General features: G+C 45.6%; 16 protein-coding genes. 2 read left to right on the top strand and 14 right to left on the bottom strand.

Annotated elements, in window-relative coordinates; translation table 11 throughout:
• Positions 1 to 2: 2 nt before the first annotated feature.
• Together I4V84_RS02685 and I4V84_RS02680 are read left to right on the top strand one after the other, a co-directional pair.
• Complete coding sequence (locus tag I4V84_RS02685; RefSeq protein ID WP_022356662.1) at positions 3 to 224, top strand: hypothetical protein; 222 nt, start codon at positions 3 to 5, stop codon at positions 222 to 224.
• A 17-nt stretch (positions 225 to 241) separates the two neighbouring features.
• Positions 242 to 1,222, top strand: a complete 981-nt coding sequence (locus I4V84_RS02680; RefSeq protein ID WP_195991190.1) for a site-specific integrase — start codon at positions 242 to 244, stop codon at positions 1,220 to 1,222.
• Between the two features lie 33 nt (positions 1,223 to 1,255).
• On the opposite strand, the gene I4V84_RS02675 is transcribed toward I4V84_RS02680, so the two are convergent.
• The 14 genes from I4V84_RS02675 to I4V84_RS02610 form a co-directional block, all read right to left on the bottom strand.
• Positions 1,256 to 2,794, bottom strand: coding sequence for a recombinase family protein (locus I4V84_RS02675; RefSeq protein ID WP_119242261.1), 1,539 nt, complete (start codon positions 2,792 to 2,794; stop codon positions 1,256 to 1,258).
• Positions 2,779 to 4,428, bottom strand: coding sequence for a recombinase family protein (locus tag I4V84_RS02670; RefSeq protein WP_118671055.1), 1,650 nt, complete (start codon positions 4,426 to 4,428; stop codon positions 2,779 to 2,781). Before I4V84_RS02670 ends, I4V84_RS02675 begins: the two co-directional genes overlap by 16 nt.
• On the bottom strand, positions 4,429 to 6,057 hold the full coding sequence (locus tag I4V84_RS02665; protein WP_195991189.1) for a recombinase family protein: 1,629 nt from the start codon (positions 6,055 to 6,057) through the stop codon (positions 4,429 to 4,431).
• Positions 6,058 to 6,196: 139 nt separating this feature from the next.
• A complete protein-coding gene (locus tag I4V84_RS02660) occupies positions 6,197 to 6,409 on the bottom strand; it encodes a DUF6870 family protein (protein WP_009250002.1) in 213 nt (70 codons plus the stop codon).
• A 596-nt stretch (positions 6,410 to 7,005) separates the two neighbouring features.
• Entirely contained in the window at positions 7,006 to 7,428 is a 423-nt protein-coding gene (locus I4V84_RS02655; RefSeq protein ID WP_009250001.1) for a sigma factor-like helix-turn-helix DNA-binding protein, read from the bottom strand.
• A 461-nt stretch (positions 7,429 to 7,889) separates the two neighbouring features.
• Positions 7,890 to 8,339: a winged helix-turn-helix domain-containing protein gene (locus I4V84_RS02650; RefSeq protein WP_009250000.1), complete on the bottom strand. Its 450-nt coding sequence runs from the start codon at positions 8,337 to 8,339 to the stop codon at positions 7,890 to 7,892.
• A 53-nt stretch (positions 8,340 to 8,392) separates the two neighbouring features.
• On the bottom strand, positions 8,393 to 8,776 hold the full coding sequence (locus I4V84_RS02645; protein WP_009249999.1) for a metal-dependent transcriptional regulator: 384 nt from the start codon (positions 8,774 to 8,776) through the stop codon (positions 8,393 to 8,395).
• A gap of 11 nt (positions 8,777 to 8,787) precedes the next feature.
• Complete coding sequence (locus tag I4V84_RS02640) at positions 8,788 to 10,536, bottom strand: ABC transporter ATP-binding protein (RefSeq protein ID WP_009249998.1); 1,749 nt, start codon at positions 10,534 to 10,536, stop codon at positions 8,788 to 8,790.
• A complete protein-coding gene (locus I4V84_RS02635; RefSeq protein WP_009249997.1) occupies positions 10,537 to 12,321 on the bottom strand; it encodes an ABC transporter ATP-binding protein in 1,785 nt (594 codons plus the stop codon).
• 126 nt (positions 12,322 to 12,447) lie between these two features.
• Positions 12,448 to 13,914, bottom strand: a complete 1,467-nt coding sequence (locus I4V84_RS02630; protein ID WP_009249996.1) for an energy-coupling factor ABC transporter ATP-binding protein — start codon at positions 13,912 to 13,914, stop codon at positions 12,448 to 12,450.
• On the bottom strand, positions 13,911 to 14,663 hold the full coding sequence (locus tag I4V84_RS02625) for an energy-coupling factor transporter transmembrane component T (protein ID WP_009249995.1): 753 nt from the start codon (positions 14,661 to 14,663) through the stop codon (positions 13,911 to 13,913). The genes I4V84_RS02630 and I4V84_RS02625 overlap by 4 nt, the downstream gene beginning before the upstream one ends.
• A complete protein-coding gene (locus I4V84_RS02620; protein ID WP_009249994.1) occupies positions 14,663 to 15,262 on the bottom strand; it encodes an MptD family putative ECF transporter S component in 600 nt (199 codons plus the stop codon). Before I4V84_RS02620 ends, I4V84_RS02625 begins: the two co-directional genes overlap by 1 nt.
• A gap of 146 nt (positions 15,263 to 15,408) precedes the next feature.
• A complete protein-coding gene (locus I4V84_RS02615; protein ID WP_009249993.1) occupies positions 15,409 to 16,374 on the bottom strand; it encodes an AraC family transcriptional regulator in 966 nt (321 codons plus the stop codon).
• A gap of 299 nt (positions 16,375 to 16,673) precedes the next feature.
• Complete coding sequence (locus I4V84_RS02610) at positions 16,674 to 18,083, bottom strand: relaxase/mobilization nuclease domain-containing protein (protein ID WP_117538740.1); 1,410 nt, start codon at positions 18,081 to 18,083, stop codon at positions 16,674 to 16,676.
• Positions 18,084 to 18,109: the final 26 nt, after the last annotated feature.

Below are 18,109 nucleotides of genomic sequence, written 5' to 3'. Positions count from 1 at the left end.
ATATGAAAAACAGATTTATTTGTGCCGAAGAAGTGGCACAGGAACTAAGCGTATCAAAGCCGTATGCCTACAAGTTAATCCGTCAGTTGAATGAGGAATTGAAAGCAAAAGGCTTTATTACGATTTCAGGACGGGTAAACCGCCAGTATTTCTATGAAAGACTCTACGGAGCAGGAAATCCCCAAGGGGATACCACTATGTCCTATAAGGCAGGACAGGAATAAGGAAAGGAGGATGAATAATGCCGGTATTTAAAAACGAGGACAATGGAACATGGTATGTGATGGCGAGGTATGTAAACTGGAAAGGCGAGCGTAAACAGAAATGCAAGCGTGGATTTGCTACCAAGAAAGAAGCACAGGAATGGGAGCGAATGTTCCAGTTGCAGAACTCTTCCGATATGGATATGAGTTTTGAAGCATTTACCGAACTGTATATCCGGGATATGAAAAGCCGTCTGAAGGAGAACACATGGCTGACGAAGGAGCATATCATCTGCACGAAGATTTTACCTTATTTCGGCAAGCTGAAAATCAGTGAGATTTCCACAAAAGAGGTTATCGCATGGCAGAATGAGATGCTTGCCTATCGGGACGAAAAGAAAAAGCCATACTCACAGACCTATTTGAAAACGCTGCACAATCAGTTGTCCGCTATCTTCAATCATGCGGTGCGGTATTATGAGCTGCGTTCCAATCCTGCCGCCAAAGCAGGAAATATGGGAAGTGAGGAACACAAGGAAATGCTGTTCTGGACGAAAGAAGAATACAAGAAATTCTCATTCGAGATGATGGATAAGCCGGTTTCCTTTTACGCTTTTGAAATGCTCTACTGGTGCGGCATCCGAGAGGGAGAATTGTTGGCACTGACCGCCGCTGATTTTGATTTTGAGAAAGAAACGGTCAGAATCAACAAGTCCTATCAGCGATTACACGGAGAAGATGTGATTACCACACCGAAAACAAAGAAAAGTAATCGCATCATCAAAATGCCGAAGTTCCTTTGTGAAGAAATGAGGGAGTATTTGCAGATGCTTTACGGACTGAAGAAGAAAGACCGAATCTTTACAGTCACAAAAAGTTATCTTCATCACGAGATGGACAGAGGTGCGAAAGCCGCAGGTGTAAAACGAATCCGTATCCATGATTTACGGCACCCGTATGTCAAGCCCACGACAAAAAAATTTATAACTTTTTTTGAAGTTTTTCGGGCAGCTTCATAGCTGCCCATAGCTGTTTCAAATGGGTGTTCACGGTTATACCTTTTCGGATTCCTTAGTTTCTAAGAAATCCCGTGTTGTATATTCAATCTCAATCCGATCTCCTGGAAAGACGTAAACTTTGTTGATAAGCCGGTCAATCAGAGCTTTTGTCAGCATGTTGGCGTTTCCGACTTCCTGCACAATTTCCTGTTGTTTCAGCTTGATCTCATAATCACTTTTTATCTGCTTTGTCTGTGCAGTAATGACAGCATGAACATTTTTAGCTCGTACCAGTTCCGTGTCATAAACCGCTTTTCGTGTTCGATAGGTTTCCAAATCAATCTCTCCAAGCGCATACTGCTCATAAAGATGCCGCTTGCTGTCTTGAATAGAACGGAGTTTTTCTTCATGTTCGGCCTGCTGGACTGTCTGCAAATCCAATTTATCCTTATTGCTGTCAATTCCCAGTGCCGGACACATTTGAGCCCGAATTGTTTCAAATACAACCTGCTCCAGATCGGCCATCTTTATGCGCACACCATGACAAGGAAGCGTTTCAGCCACCTCGGAATGACGGCAATAAAACCACGCACCATTTCGTAGAGACATTGCATGATCGCAGCATCCGCAGAATACCTTACCACGGAGCAGATAATCATGCGTTTTTTTATTTGACAGAGAGAAACGCTTAATTGAAGCATTGGCTTTTTCAAATAGATCCACACTTACAATAGCCGGATGATGGTTCGGTATTTTGAACCACTCACTTTCATCCTTTAACTGTGTATGTCGGCTGCCAATCTCTTTTACCTTTCTCTTGCCAATTACATAGGTACCGATATATCTTTGATCTTCTAAAATACGCAGAACCGTTGATGTACTCCAAACGCCGTTTGTTCGGGAAACATTATAATAGTCCTTGCCTTTAAGTTTGCGATATTCCCCAGGGGTGGGGATATTCATGGCATACAGTCTTCTTGTGATCTCGGCCGCGGTGTTGCCTTCAAACGCCCATTGAAATATCATCTGTACATTCGGGGCAACATCCTCGTCCGGTTCCATACGTCCGTCTGCACTCTTGCGATAGCCGTAAGGACAGATGACACTCTGATATTCCCCACGACGCATCTTTGCGTATTTTGCACTTTTGGTTTTCATGGACATATCCCGGCTATAACACTCGCTGATAAGATACTTGAAAGCAATATCAATCCCTCCGGTATCACCTTTGAAATTAGCTGTGTCAAAATCATCACTGACGGAAATAAAACGGGTGTGGTAAAGAGGAAATACCCGCTCAATAAAATAGCCGGTTTCAATGCTGTTACGTCCAAATCGGGAAAGGTCTTTTACAATAATACAGTTGATTTTTCCGGCCTGAACCATTGTTAAAAGTTCCTGCACCGCCGGACGCTCAAAGTTTGTCCCCGTATGACCATTGTCAATAAATTCCAAAATCTCGCTGTCATCCCATTCCGGCAGAGACATAGCTTTTTCACGAAGAATCAGTTTTTGATTTGGTATGCTCAAACTTTCAGTTTTGAAATCTTCCACAGAAAGACGGATATAAAGAGCAATCACATAGTTGCGCACGGTTCCACCGCCTTTCCCTGAAATTCATTTTTGAAACGGAAGGTCACATGAATATTCCGCTCGTGGTCTATCTCAATTCGTTCAATGAGCCGTTCGATCAGTTCTGCAGTCAGTACGTGATCCTGTGCCAGTGTTTTTGCATCCTTTTCCATTGCACGGTATCTGGCAAGCTGGTTGTCCAGAGAGTCCATAGATTTTTCAAATACTTCAATCTCACCAGACAGAGTATTGATAGCATGTTCATAATCCGCTTTCAATTCAAAGTATTCGTCATTTGTCAAAATACCCTGCACAAAATTTTCATATAGGCCACGAATCAGCCGGCGTGTTTTTTCAATTTCCTGTCGTTTGGTCGACATCTGAATTTTCAGCTTATCTTTTTCCTGTTTTTGTCTTGCCTCCAACTGAAAGAGTGGCAGCGACATTCCCAGCGCAACTGTCAGCTCTTTTTCAAGAATAGCCGTAACAGTAGAAATCAGTTCTTTCTCCTGTATCATCGCACCTTTGCAGCTATCTTTTTCCACCCGGCTGTTTGTAAGGCAGTGGAACCAGTAAGTGTCGGGTCCTTTCCGGCGCTCGGCGCGTTGCCTGTGAAGGCTTCTGCCACAATCAGCACAGAACACTTTACCTTTGAAAATGTTTGGTGTGTAGGGACGTTTTGGAGTTGCTTTGCTTTCTTCACAGATCTGTTTTCTGTATTCCTGAACTGCATTAAACAACTCATGGCTGATAATCGGTTCATGGGTGCATTTTACAATAATCAGATTATCTTCTCCAGCCTTGACCTGCTGATGATCTACAATCTTTGTTTTCCCTTGCACCAGATCGCCTGTATAAACTTCGCTTTCTAAGATTTTCATCACTGTACGGGTCTGCCATTTGCCGCTTCCGATCAGTCCCGGACTGGTAATCTCGCCAGTGGTCTTTTTATAATGGCTCGGTGCCGGAATCCCCATCTCATTTAGGTTGCGGACAATCCGGTTCAGTGCCACATGTTCATGTGCCCATTCAAAAATCTGTTTTACTACAGGGGCAGTATTTTCATCAATCAGAAGTTTATGGCAATCATCCGGGTCTTTCCTGTAACCGTAAGGTGCCCGTGCACCAATATAGTCGCCATCTTTCATAGCCTGCCGCGCCTGTGCTTTGATTTTTCGCCCAATGTCCAGAGCATAGGCTTCATTGATCATATTTTTCAAAGGCAGCATGATACCGCCATGAAGATTTCCGGAATCCGCTGTGTCAAACTGATCCGTAACAGCAATGAACCGAACATTATGCGCATGAAAATATTGTTCGATATAATAACCTGTGTCAATAGAATTTCGCCCTAATCGGGAAAGATCCTTAACAATCACACAGTTAATGTGGCCTGCTTCAATATCAGATAGCATTTGCTGAAATCCAGGGCGGTGAAAATTTGTCCCTGTTGCTCCGTTGTCGATATAAGTATCATACACAACGAAGTCCGGTTTATCCGAAAGAAAGTCATTCAGTACCAGTTTTTGGTTTTCTACTGAGCAACCCCGCTTTTTGTTATCCTCCACAGAAAGACGGATATACAGAGCCACATGTACATACAAAGATGGTGCCGGCATAGGAGCTGCCGTCTGTTTTCTGCTTTTTCTTGCCATTTAGCTCACCATCCTTTCTTCATTTTTTGTAGCAATCTGTTCAGCCAAAGAGATTGCTTTCTGATATTCATCCTGGTAATTAAATTCAATATGCAGTTCATCTTTACCCATTACCCGTATGCTTCGGATAAGCTGCATGACTGCCCGGCGGTCAATATCCTCCATAGTAGAAAATTTCATAAAATGGTTGATCCAACGGTTTCGTTCGCTTCGGTTTTCCAATACATCTGTAAGTTTATCGTTCCATTCAGCGATTGCCTTTTGGAACAGTTCAATATCTGCATTGTATTTTAGCTTATAAGAGAGAAATTCTTCCTTTGTCAGAATTCCACTCACCAGATTTTCATAGAGTTTTGCCTTAAAGCCCTCGGTCTGTGCCACACGCTTTTCATTTACTCTGATCTGTGCGGCATATTCCTGCGCCAATTCCCGGTTGATCCGTTCCTGACTGATACTGGACAGCAGGGCATCCAGAGAAGCAACATTTTCAATATGTCCTTTCAAACTGTCCTGCACACATTCAATCAGATCCGACTCTTTCAGCATGACCGACGATGTGCAGCCATTCTTTTTGCCGGTCGGGCAGTAATAATAGTGATACTCTTTGTCTTTATAGCGGTTCGTCTTGCGGGTCATACGGCAGCCACAGCATCCGCAGATCAAAATACCGGAAAACAGGTAAACCTTATCCGATTTGGGAGAAGTCCTTGTGTCAATCCTGCGGAGCCGTTGCACCAGATCAAAATCGTGCTTTTGTATGATCGCTTCATGGGTTCCCTCCACACGAATCCATTCCGAAGAAGGTTTGTCCTCACGCTCTTTTAATTTGAAATGGGGCGTTGTCTGTTTGCCCTGGACCAGTGTTCCGGTGTAAGTTTCATCCTGCAAAATGCGGATGATTGTAGTTGCAGACCATTTGCAATCCTTTCGGTCTGTATAGCCACCTTTTGCATGAGGCATTCCATGATTGCGCTTATACGCCAAAGGCGAAAGAATTCCTAATCGGTTCAGTTCATCCGCTATATGGGAAGCGCTGAATCCCTCCAGCCGTTTTCTGAAAATATCCCGCACAACATTAGCAGCATATTCGTCTACTTCCAGGCTCTTGTGTTTATCGCCGACTTTCACATAACCATAGATGGTAAAAGCACCTACAAAATCCCCGCTGCGCCGTTTTACTTCCAGGGCGCTCCGTGTCTTAACGGAAATATCCCGACAGTAAGCCTCATTCATAATGTTTTTGACAGAAACTGTGAGATCATCGGCAGCGTCATTTTCCGTATCTACATTATCGTTAATTGCGATAAAACGCACTCCATAGGCTGGAAATACCCTGCGCATATAACGGCCTGTTTCTATGTACTCACGACCTAAGCGGGAGAGGTCTTTGACAATCACGCAGTTAGCCTCGCCCTGTTCGATCATCCGCATCATTTCCTGAAATGCTGGACGGTCAAAGAGGACACCGCTGTAACCGTCGTCAATCTTTTCTGCCACAACCTCAATCTCCGGGTGCCGGGCAATGAAATCATCAATGAGCCGCCGCTGATTGGCAACGCTGTCACTTTCCACCGACTTGTCATCCGTATAGGAAAGACGGATATACTTAATAGCTTTATAAACCTGCATAAAAAAACACTCCTTTCGTTGCGCAGAAAAATCCCCGCAATTCAAGAAGTGTGGTTATGCCGTATTCAATTCCTTTTCCGACTCTTATTGTACCACGCTCTTACGGGAAAGTCAGCCCTTTTCTGGAAGAAATTTTGCTTCACCGTAAAATACCCTTGATACATTCCTCCAGGGTGGCACCGCCAGGGGCAAAGCTGGCCCGGACGGTAAAACGTCCGCACTTAAAACGGTAAGGGTTTTTGATCTGGCGCACAAATTCAGTGATTCGTTCCTCGCGGGGAAGCTCCTTATCCACGGTGACATCCCGAATGTCTACCAATGAACCGCTTCCGCCAGCAGTAATATTCTCCATAATACCAACTCCTTCCTGAAATTACTGGTCTATCAAAACCACATGAATAAGCCGGACCCGCCCTATAAATAGAAACAGGTCCGGCCCATTGTATCTGATTTCGATTTTGCTTGCCGTATTTGCCACGCCCCCCGGCAGCTCTGTCTACACAAAGCGGGGTTGCCATAGGCTGCGGCCAGCTTTACCGCATCATAGCCCCGCAGATGCCGCCGCTTTGCCAGAGCAAGCGCACACCGCAGGGACTTCCCTTCAAGTCCGTGAGAGATTGTGAAAAAGTACCATTATGATCTGCGCCGTCGTCGCGCCCGGCCTGCCACAGCCGGGTCAATGGATTGCGTGGATCGCTCGGACAGCCGGATTCATCACCTCCCTGGCTGCCTGTCTTTGCGCCGCTCCATTTGCCGCTCGGAACACAGAATGACGTACCCATAGCAACGTATATTCGGTTGTCAAAGTGCAACGAGGGCACGGCCATTATGACATTTTATAGTTGGGGTGGACCAGAGCATGTGCTGTATGGCCGCACCCATTGGACTTGTCTGCCGAATATGTCCCTCTATTATTCATTTCATTTTCGGGGGCAAAGTTGCCGTCTGTCAGGAAAGTTCTTTCAAAAACTTTTCCAAACTTCGCAGGCCGGCATTGATAGAGCGAGTAATTCGGCTCTTATGGGTGCCCTCCGCTTTTGCAATATCCGATTTGCTCATGCCAAGAAAATAGTGCGCATAAATCCGATTCCGCTGTTTCTCCGGCAAAGAGGCAAGTGCCTGATACAGCCTGGCATTTTCTTCTTTCCGTTCCAAAATATCCGCAGGTGTCAGGACAATTACCAGAGCGTCACGCTCGACATTGGCATCATAGTCCAGCGAAAAATATGCTTTGTGCCGGTATGTACGCAAAATATAAGCCGCCTCATTCAGCTTATACTCATGGAGCAAATCAGCCACTTCGTCCGGCACTTCCACAATGGTATCAGTTGTATAAAACGGGTAATAATCCCGCAGATTGATCTTTTTCATTAGATTATCCTCCAATTTCAATTTTTGAGTTGATAGGCAAAATCGAAATCAGAGGGCGGGGAGCGACAGCCAGGAGTTCCGCCTACAAGAAAAAAATCAGATAGGCTTGTCCGCCTTTCAGATATGAAAAAAGCGCGTACCTGTTTTATTTCAGGAACGCGCTCATAGGAATATTTTGTTGAGTATTGGGGAAAAGGATAAAAATATGTCGATACAAAAAGCGCCGCAGCGTTTTGAGCTGCGGCACTAAAAGATTTTCGGCTATATCGTTGTCGGTTTCTGTAGAAATATTGGACCTTCCAAATGTGCATGTCTGCCCCCATACCTGGGGGAGCACAAACAGATTAGAACGGTATTGCTTTTATACTTCCCCCAATCTGTTACTTTGGGGACATTATATAGGGTATAGTAATCAGCCTCCGTTCACCTTTTTCTCAGAAGTTAATCAAGATGTTGTAATTTCACTTCTTTTGCTGCGTTGTGTCAAATTTATATCCAACACCGCGCACACTGATAATATAATCTGGAATGTCCGGGGATATTTTGAGTTTTTGCCGCAGCCGACTCATTATGTTATGAATCGCAGTTAGTTCGTTCTCAACATATTCCTCACTCCATACATGGTAGGCTATGGTTTCAAAGGTCATTACTCGTCTTCGATTCATAAGCAATAAGTAAAGGGCATTAAACTCTCTGACCGACAAATCTACCTTTTTCCCTTGGACAGCGACCTCTCTTTCTTCCAGACAAAAATACAGATCACCTTCCCGAATTTCTGTTAAAGGTTGAGACGTATCTATCCGTGCGCCAAAAGAATCCGGGTTAGTACATGGGATGGCCGAAAAGCCCTGCTGTTGTTCTGTTTCAAGGACAAACTGTATCATTTCGCGTTTCTGCTCAACATCAAGCAAAACAAAAAGTTTCTCACCAATCTGCCGGCCATTCTCCGATAAATCAAGTACCGCTAGTTTCCCATGTCATCACCTTCCTTCCTTAAAGCGTCTTTCAATTTCTGAAAGGATTCCTCGCTGATTGCGTGTTCTATCCGGCAGGCGTCTTGCTCTGCCGTTTCCTGATCGACACCGGCAGCGACAAGCTGCTCCGTAAAGAATCGGTGCCGTTCATAAATTTTCTCGGCAATCTCCCGGCCTATGTCTGTCAGATGGAGAAAACCATCTTTATCCACGGTCAGAAAGCCACCGTCCCGCAGGACACCTACTGCATGGCTGATACTCGGTTTGCTAAAGCCCATGTGTCGGGCAAGATCAACAGAGCGTACCATGCCGGATTTCTTTTGCAGCATTAGTATGGCCTCTAAGTAGTCCTCGCCTGACGCATGAAGTTTCATCCGTTCCTCCCTTATGTAAGGCTCCATCCAGCAGATTTTTTTCGGATATTGACAAATTCCTGATAAATTCCGGCTTTTGCCATAAGCTCATCATGGGTTCCCTGTTCGCTAATCTGTCCATTAGAGATTACCAAAATCTGATCTGCCTGCCGGATGGTATTCAGCCGATGTGCAATTACAAGTAATGTCTTACCCTTGACCAGCTCATTGATTGCCTCCTGAATGTAACTTTCATTATCAGTATCGACACTGGCTGTTGCTTCGTCTAAAATTACAATCGGGGCATCTTTCAGAATACAGCGGGCAATAGAAATACGCTGTTTCTCGCCGCCGGACAAAGTAGCGCCGCCCTCGCCAACAACAGTCTGAAATCCATCCGGCAGAGCCATGATAAAGTCATAACACCGAGCTTTCTTAGCTGCCTCATAGACTTCCTGTTCAGTGGCGTCAGGTTTGCCCATGCTGATATTGTTATAAATTGTGTCTTGGAATAAGTACACGCGCTGGAATACCATGCTGATTTGTTCCATCAACTCAGCCAGCGGCACATCCCGAATATCCGTCCCGCGAACCGTTACCGTTCCAGATTTCACATCCCACAGCCGCGCCAGAAGGTTCGCAATCGTGGATTTGCCACCGCCAGACGGTCCCACAAGTGCGGTCATGGTATTCTTCTGCATAGAGAAGCTGATGTTGTGCAGGACTTCCTTGTCCTGATAGGCGAAGGCCACATCGCTAAATTGTACTTCTGGCTGATCCGGCTGTGCCTGTGACAGAATATGTTGATTTCCGTTATCGGGAAGTTCGGGCTCGTCCAAAACAGCTTCAATGCGGTCTAATGCGGCATTCATCACGGTCAGTCGGGTTGCTTCTCCATAAAGAGCTTTCAGAGGCCCAAAGAGATCAAAGACAAACAGCAGCACGCCCAAAAGATAAGCCAGGGAGAGTACGCCTTCCTGATGTAAAAAAACGGATAAACCGAAGATAGCGGCAATACCCACGCCATAGAGAATGTTTAAGCCAGTGGTCCACGGTGTCATTTTCTGCTCAAACTTCGTATTGACATCCCTTGATTTTTTGAAGTTTTCCGTTAATTCGTCAGATTTTTCTCCGAGCAGATTGTAACTTTTGATAACCCCAATTCCTTCAGCAAAAGACAAGACCGCATCCGTCAAATTCTCGCTTTGGTTTTGACGCCCGACAGCCTCCTTGAAGGAAACCTTATTCATATATTTTGCAACCAGCGATGCCAGCAAGGTAATGATTACCGCAATCAGCCCAAGTCTCCAATCCAGTACGAACATAAAAACAGCTAAAACCAAAGTAGACAGCATATAGCTCATCATGTTGCCAATGGTACTCATAGAAACTTCCTCAATGAAAACCATATCCGTACTGAGAACAGAGCTGATTTTGCCAATATTCCCCGATGTAAAGTAACCCATCGGCATTTTTCTTAAATGATTTCCCAACTCCATCCGTTTATCAGCAAAGATCATAAATCCAGCGGCACTTTGCAGACGGTCGCTCAAATAGTGAACCACTGTCTGAACCACTACAACAGCTAATAATCCAAGTCCGACAAACAGACAGGTCTTTCCAGTCAGCGTATTATCAGCAAACCCGGCAAAGACAATAAACGCCATGAAGATCGGCATTTTGGAGAGAATGGACTCGACAAATGCACATAGAAATGCAGCCTGAATACGGCTTTTATACCTCCCGGAGAGGTTCAGGATTCTTGAAATCAATGCAAACATTTATCTTCCCTCCTTTGCAGTAGATACTTTCCACTCGGCGCTGTCCTGAGCCGCTTTCCACAACTTTTGGTATTCTGGGCAAGCTTGAATCAGCTCCTGATGTTTTCCGGTTGCCACCATCTTTCCGTGATCCATAACGCATATTTGATCTGCGTTCATTATAGCGGGAAGTTTGTGAGCGATAACTACCAAGGTTTTTCCCTTCACCAGCTCCGCAATAGCAGCCTCCATTTTTTCCTCATTTTCTGGATCAGCATAGGCCGTGGCCTCGTCAAGCACTACAATCGGGGCATCCTTCAATATTGCTCGCGCCAGGGAAATTCGCTGGCGCTGCCCCCCGGAAAGCATTTTCCCCGCATCGCCCGCCATGGAGTGAATACCTTGCGGCAGCTTTTCCAGAAACTCCATACACTGGGCTTTCTTCGCCGCCTCCATTACTTCCTCATCGGTAGCATCCAAACGTCCAAGACGGATATTTTCCAGCAGGGAGGTGTTAAACAGGTACTGATCCTGAGCCACATAGGAAATGCGGCTGTTCAATGCCTCCAGGCTCATATCACAAAGTTTCTGCCCGCCAATGGAAATGCTCCCTTTCTGCGGGTCATAGTAGTGGATCAACAGTTTTGCAAGGGTGCTCTTGCCAGAACCGGATTCACCAACCAGGGCAGTTTTTTGTCCTGCTTTTGCCACAAGGGTAATATCGTGGAGGACTTCGTTTTCCGCTATTATCGGTTTCCCATCTGGGCCAGGCTGTGTCGTTTGATACGCAAAGGAAACATGATCGTAAGAAATGTTAAAATCCTGTCCGTGGAAATCATCCTCAGCAGCTTGCAGCGGTGCCGCATTTAACATCTGTTCAAGTGCCGTGATCTTATAATTCAGATTCGGAATCGTCTCCATAAAGCCCAGTGCTTTCAGGAGAGGAATCCCAATGCTGAGGGAAAGGCAGAGGACTAAAATCAAATCAGGTAAAGTGCTTATGCCACAGAGAACAAACCATGCCCCAAGAGGCAAAGTCAGAATAACAGTGCAGGGCAGCAGACTTCCGTATATCGCCATCCAGGGCCAGGCGGCCTTATACCATGCCAAGGTATAATCCCGATAGTCCGTTACATCCTTGCGGAAGTTCTCGTAAGATTCACTCTCCCGGTTGAAAACCTTGACAACCTCCATACCATTGATGTACTCAATGATCGTGTTGTTCATTTTCTGTGCAGACTGATAGTAGGGACCCATGCGCTTCATTCCAACAGAGTACATAATGACCATGGAGAGCAGGCTGATCGGGATAGAGGCCAAAGACATAAGAGCCAGTTTCCAGTCCGCACAAAACATAGCAACATAAATCACCAGCGGGATCAGCAAATTTGCGATACCCTCCGGGACTGAATGAGCAAGGAGCAATTCCAAGCTGTCCACATCATCGACAAACAGCTTTTTGATTGTCCCTGTCCCTTTTTCCTCCACAATGCCAAGGGGAAGTTTCTCAAACTTCTCTTGCAGAGATACCCGCAGCCGGAACAATGTGTTATATGCTGCTTTATGAGAAATTGATAATCCCCATCCATATAAAACCGCCTGCAAAACAAGACAGATCAAAACCCCTATAACACGCAATAAAACAAATTCTGTCTCAACAGAATCGCCCATAACCAATGGCGAAATGACCTGATAGGCCAGCACAAAAGGCAGGACGCCCATAAGAACGCTGACCAGTACGACAACCGTGGCCACATACATATTTTTCTTATATGGCCCTGCGTACTCAAAGATTTTTTTGAACATAAGCCCTCCTTATATTGAGCCGTACTGTCTGTGCTTCAAAAACAAGAGGCCGCCAAAGTAAAGCGGCCTCTTATCATTATCTTTCTGTCCAGTCAAGGCGGCCCTGACATTCATAATTTCTAAAATTCACTGGCGGATTCGGAAAAAATCCAAAACCTTTTTACTGCCGGATTCGTCCAATGGATAGCTTTCTTTTATTTGCCCTTTTTCCATATGGACTACATACGAACATCCCGCCATCACCAACTCCGGATCATGCGTAATAACAAGAAGCGTTTTGCCCTGATCCGCGAGTGACTTCAAACTCCGCGCAACTTCCCACATATGTTTGAGATCAAGCCCGCTGGTTGGTTCGTCAAACACAATGATCTCCCGGTTACTCACAATGGCAGATGCGATCGCTACCCGCTGTTTTTGCCCGCCGGAAAGAGAAAGCGGGTGCCTGTCTTTATATTCCAGCAGATCAAACTGTTTAAGGATTTCATCTGCAACAGTTTCATCCTCGTTGTCCATGCTCAGAAGCACTTCATCCATCACGCTTTCGGTAAATAGCTGATGGCTGGTATCCTGCATTACCATGTAGCAATGTTTGAGCCGGGCTTTCCAATCAAGGGTTTTCCCGTCAACCTGCAAAAGGCCACACTTCTTTTCCAGTCCGCAAATACAGCGGGCCAAAGTAGATTTTCCAGCGCCATTCAGGCCGATAATGGCAATCGTTTCTCCAACAGGCAGTTCAGCACTCGGAATATGGAGGCTTTCCGGTTCCCGCTTTTTATACGCAAAGCAGAAATTTTGAAATTCCATCAGTTTAGCTGTATGCGCCTGATACTGATTCGCGGGTTTCAACTTCGAGAGAGAAAACGGCCGCAGCCCCATTTCTTTTCGAGTGCTATCCGATAAACTGTCAAATTCAGCAGGCGTGTATTCCCGTTCAATCTCCCCATCTTTTACATACAGCACACGATCTGCAAGATCGTGAAGGTAGTAAAGGCGGTGTTCTGCAATCAGAATTGTTTTGCCCTGCTTTTTCCAGAGGCTCAAGACCTGCCGCAGGTCATCAATAGCAGCCATATCCAGATTAGAAGATGGTTCGTCAAGGACCATAATTCCCGGTAGCAATACACTTGATGAAGCACAGGCTATTTTTTGCTTTTCGCCCCCGGACAGAGCAAACACGCTTCGCCCCATCAAATCTTCAATATGATAATCGGAAACTGTACGGTCAATCCTTTTCAGGATATCTTCCTGGGGATAGCCTAAATTTTCACAGGCAAAGGCTAATTCACTATCCGTATCCACGTTGAAAAACTGACTTTTGGGATTCTGGAATACAGATCCCACCATAGCAGCCAAGTCATAAAGCGGCGTATCTGATACGCTTTTTCCGTCCAGAAGGACATCACCCTCTAAATTGCCCTCGTAATAATGAGGCACCAGCCCGTTTACCAAACGGGTAATCGTTGTTTTCCCACAGCCGGATTCTCCCGTGAGTAAAACAAATTCCCCTGTGTTTATGGTGAGATTGACATTTCTAATCCCTCCGCCGCTGGATTCTTCACCATAAGAAAAAGAAACATTTTGAAAATCTATCATGGCAAAATCCCTCCTGCGGAAATTATCGGGGAAGCAATCGCCCAAAATACTACAAAGCAGCAGAACAAAATCAGCACCACATCAGCGAAATTGAATTTAAGCTGACAAATATTTGTCCGTTTAACGGGAGCGCCAAGGCCACGGGTAATCGCAGAAGCGGAAAGTTCCTCCCCAATTTTCACGGAACAGGTAATCATTGGAATCAACTTATACTCCAGTATTTTTGAAGATTTTTTCCCACCGAGTTTAATCCCCCGCATTTTCATGGCATCACTGATTGCTTCCGACTCTTGAAAGACAGTTGGAAAAAAGCGGAACATGACAGTTAAGGGGATTGTCACTTCTTTAGGCATGTGGATTCTTTCCATGCCCGAAATCAATTCACTAACCGTTGTTGTTTTGACTGCATACGCAGCGATTGCAACGCTGGGAAGGATACGGCAGAAAAATCCTGTTGTAAACAGCACGAGAAAATTCAATATTCCTGTAAGGTGTGGTAAAACATAAACTTGAACAGCGTAAAAAACAGAGAACACAGCAATATAGCTTACGGCTTTTACAAATTGTTTTGAAGTAAGCAACAACAGTGCCGGAACCGCACAAAGAACAAGGCGGATCAGCCCCATAGCCTCTCCGCCTGTTCCTCCCATGACAAAAATACTTATGATGAAGATGAGCAACAGCTTTGTACGCGGATCAAGCCGCAACCCTTGTTCTGTTTTTTTGCTGAGCAGAATTTCCCGCGCCATTACGCAATACCTGCACGCTGGAAGTGCTTTTTACAAATTGCTTTGCCAAGCAGACCGCCGACAAGTCCGAACACAAAGCAGGCAACCAGCAGAACAGGAGCAATCCACATCGGCATATAGCTATTAAGCGTAGCAGCATATTCCGCACCATAGCCTTCAGTCAGCATAACCATATAGCTTTCGCGGTTCAGGAAAATGGGAGCAAAGTTGCCAAACACCCAAATGCTGAACACGCCGCAGGATAGAACGCTGCTCTTTGCGCTTTTATATCCGCCGTTTTTCAAAATTACATCAGCAATCAGACCGCCAACCAGCCCTGTTACCATCGTAAGATAGCCGTTACCAAAGAACACCATGACCAGGCCGATCAGGAAACCCATGATTGCGGTCATCCCGAATTTTTTAGCCTTTGTAACATACAGCATATAGGGGATGCCACCAATCAAAGGGCACAGCACCGCCATCAGCGGAATAAAAATGGGGATGAAGCCAAGCATCGCCACCAGCATGACAATAACAACATAGATAACCGTGTAAATGCCAATCGTGATTAAGTCCTTTCCCTCAAGTCGGGAAGCACTTTTTTTCTTTGCATCCATAAACAATATCCTCCTATCCTTGTACGGAAAAATAAAATGTGGCGTAGTTAGCATAATCTAACCACACCACATATTGTAACTGTTACCGACAATGAATCCAACCCAAACCCGATTTCATTCTACCCAAAAACGGTATTTTTTTAGGTTTAGCCAATCGTATTTTCATCTTTATAGTTCTTAGGTATTACTCCATATTTCTTTTTGAACGCAGCCGCAAAATTGCTTGGTTTTGAATATCCAACCAGCGTTGCGATCTGGCTTACATTCAAGTCGCTTTCCAAAAGCAGCCCTGCCGCTTTTTCCAGTCTTTGATCTATGATGTATGCGTGAACCGATGTCCCAAATAAAGAATTAAATCCCTTTGTCAGCTTGGAAACACTGATATTGACCTTTTTCGCCAGTTTCTCACAACTCGGTGCAAAAGCAAGCTGGCTGTCGATAATCCGCTTTGCCTCGGTAATTGAGTCCCTGTCACTTTTAGAAATGCTGATATAACTCGATGAAAGAATACTGAGTTCCAATACTTCACTCAAATACACGGACAGCAATTCAAAGACCTTGCTTTCCAGAAATAAATACCCTAAACCGCCCCGGTATTGCGTAAAATCTTTTAACTCCGCAAAAATATGTTCCATATACGGGGTGATACTCACTTTTGAAATGCCAGTCAATAATTTTTTCTCATAAGCATCTATCTCACTATCTTCAAAGTAGTCACTCAAAATTTTATGAAAATAGGGCATGGGAATTTTTATATTTTTGAAAAGAAAGTTTGTCTTTCCGGAATAACACAGATATTCCATCTTACCATGTCCTCGATAAATACAGGATTCGCCTTTCTGTATGCTGACACATTGACGTGCATCTGCAATATTCCACGATACGCCATCATTAAAGCAAAATAAAAGTTGAATATAATCTTCGCAGCTTACACCCTGCACATTCATATCTGAAAAATAATTCATTTTCCAGTCTGATACAACAGCTCCTTGCTTTGTAACAACCTGTGAAATCTGACCTGTTCCCATATCAGCCGGAATATCTATTGTCACTGTCTGCGGAGAGTTGGAGAGCAGATCATGGTACAGCTTTGTCATGTATTGATTTGTCATTGTGCGCCCTCCTTTTGGTTAGTTTTAGCTAATCACAGTCTACACCACTTGCCTTGAAAAGTCAATTTATCTCTGTGGAATATGCAAAGATTAGAGAACAAAACTGGTTATCAGTAATTCACGATACTACCGGCAAGCAATGCAATCTTCCGTAAGATTGCGTATTTTGGCAGGAATCCGTTTCCGGTATTCCTGCCAAAATGCTTGTTGGTGACATATCCCCAAACCCCTGAGATCATCACCTGCGGTGATGGCTGCGCGTTCCGTTGGAACGCTGAAAACCGAAAGCAGAAGGAAAACTATTGCCGCGACTTCTGCGATTCCTTCTGCGGTTCCCGTCCGGTAGGAATGTCCAGCAAATGCTCCACATTTGCCCGGATATTATAAAGCTCCTTCATATCGGCTCTGGCCTGTTTGTAAGAAGAATAGGCTTTCCGTTTCTGTTCCAGAAGTCCGGCATATTCCTCACGCAGAGATTTGACGGAGGGCAGCTTTGTAATCCCAACCTCGTCAAAGTGTTTCTTCGCCGCCTGGTGCAGAAGGATTTCCGTCTCATGCACCGCACGGAATTTTTTGCTGTACCCGGCTTTCCGGTACTCCACATAGGCCGCCCGCGTCTTGGCATAATTTACGATCTGTTTCTGCAGCTCCCCGTTGGCGGCCATCTGTGATTCCAGTTCCTTGATCTGTACCGACAGCGCATTGAAGCTGGCGGTAGCGGCATCTGATTTTTTCTGCAAATCCTCATAGCTCATATCGCCATGCTCTTTGAGATAGATTACCGCCTGGGAAAGCTGCTTTAAGTTGAACACCTTCGCCCAGCGTTCATACCCCGGCCCTTTGCCGGAACGGACCGCCGCCTCAATGTCCACCAGCAGTCCGACTTTGGAAACTGGCTTTTGGGGAGAGATACGGCGCGGTTTCACCGTCCGGATGCCGGCGATCCGTTCTCTGATGGCCTGCTCGGTATAGTCGCCCTTTAGCGTATCACACCGGGTATATCTATCTTCCGGTGACAGGCGAAAACGGAGGTACTTCCGCTCTTGGTTGACTTCGATCCCGGCCGCCTCCAGCTTCTTCAAAAGTTCTTCAAAGTCCTTCGGCTTTTCCTCCAGGGCAGCATCGATGGCCCAGCGTAGCTGCTCCTGATGGGAAGGCTGTTTCTGACTTCCCATCCATGTGCCGTAGTGGTTGCGGCTGGGCTTCGGATTCTCTACAATGGAAAGCCCATGCTCCAGGCACAGCTTGTCATTCATGCGCCGGATCGCCCAGGTGGAACCCCAGAAGTTGCGGAATTTTTTCTGACAGTCCAGCGTGGTAGAATTTATGATGATGTGGTTATGGACATGGTGTTTATCCACATGGGTGCAGACAACAAAAGCATGGTTTTCCTTCGTCAGTTTTAGTGCCAGCTCCCGCCCGATCTGGTTCGCTTCTTCTGGCGTGACCTCGCCGGGCTTGAACGCCTGCCGGAGATGGTAGGCAATCACATCATCCGCGCCCCGGTTACGTCCGGTCAGGTTCGCATACTGCCGTTTGGATAAAAGAAACTCCGCATCGGCGGTTCGGGTGTCACACTCATAACCATAAATGAATTTTCCAAAATCGGTTTTCTGCGGATTCTCTACGTAGTCAATGATGTCTGCAATCGCCGTGGAAACATCCCGGCCTTTACCGACATGCAGCGGCATGAGCCGTGTGGTCGCCATCCCATCACCCCCTTACTGTAAAACCG

Source organism: Ruminococcus sp. 1001713B170207_170306_F1, assembly GCF_015668065.1.
In the GTDB taxonomy this organism is placed as follows: Bacteria; Bacillota; Clostridia; order Lachnospirales; family Lachnospiraceae; genus Blautia_A; species Blautia_A faecis.
The sequence above is the reverse complement of the archived record's forward strand: the minus strand, read 5'-3'. Positions and strand labels throughout refer to the sequence as shown.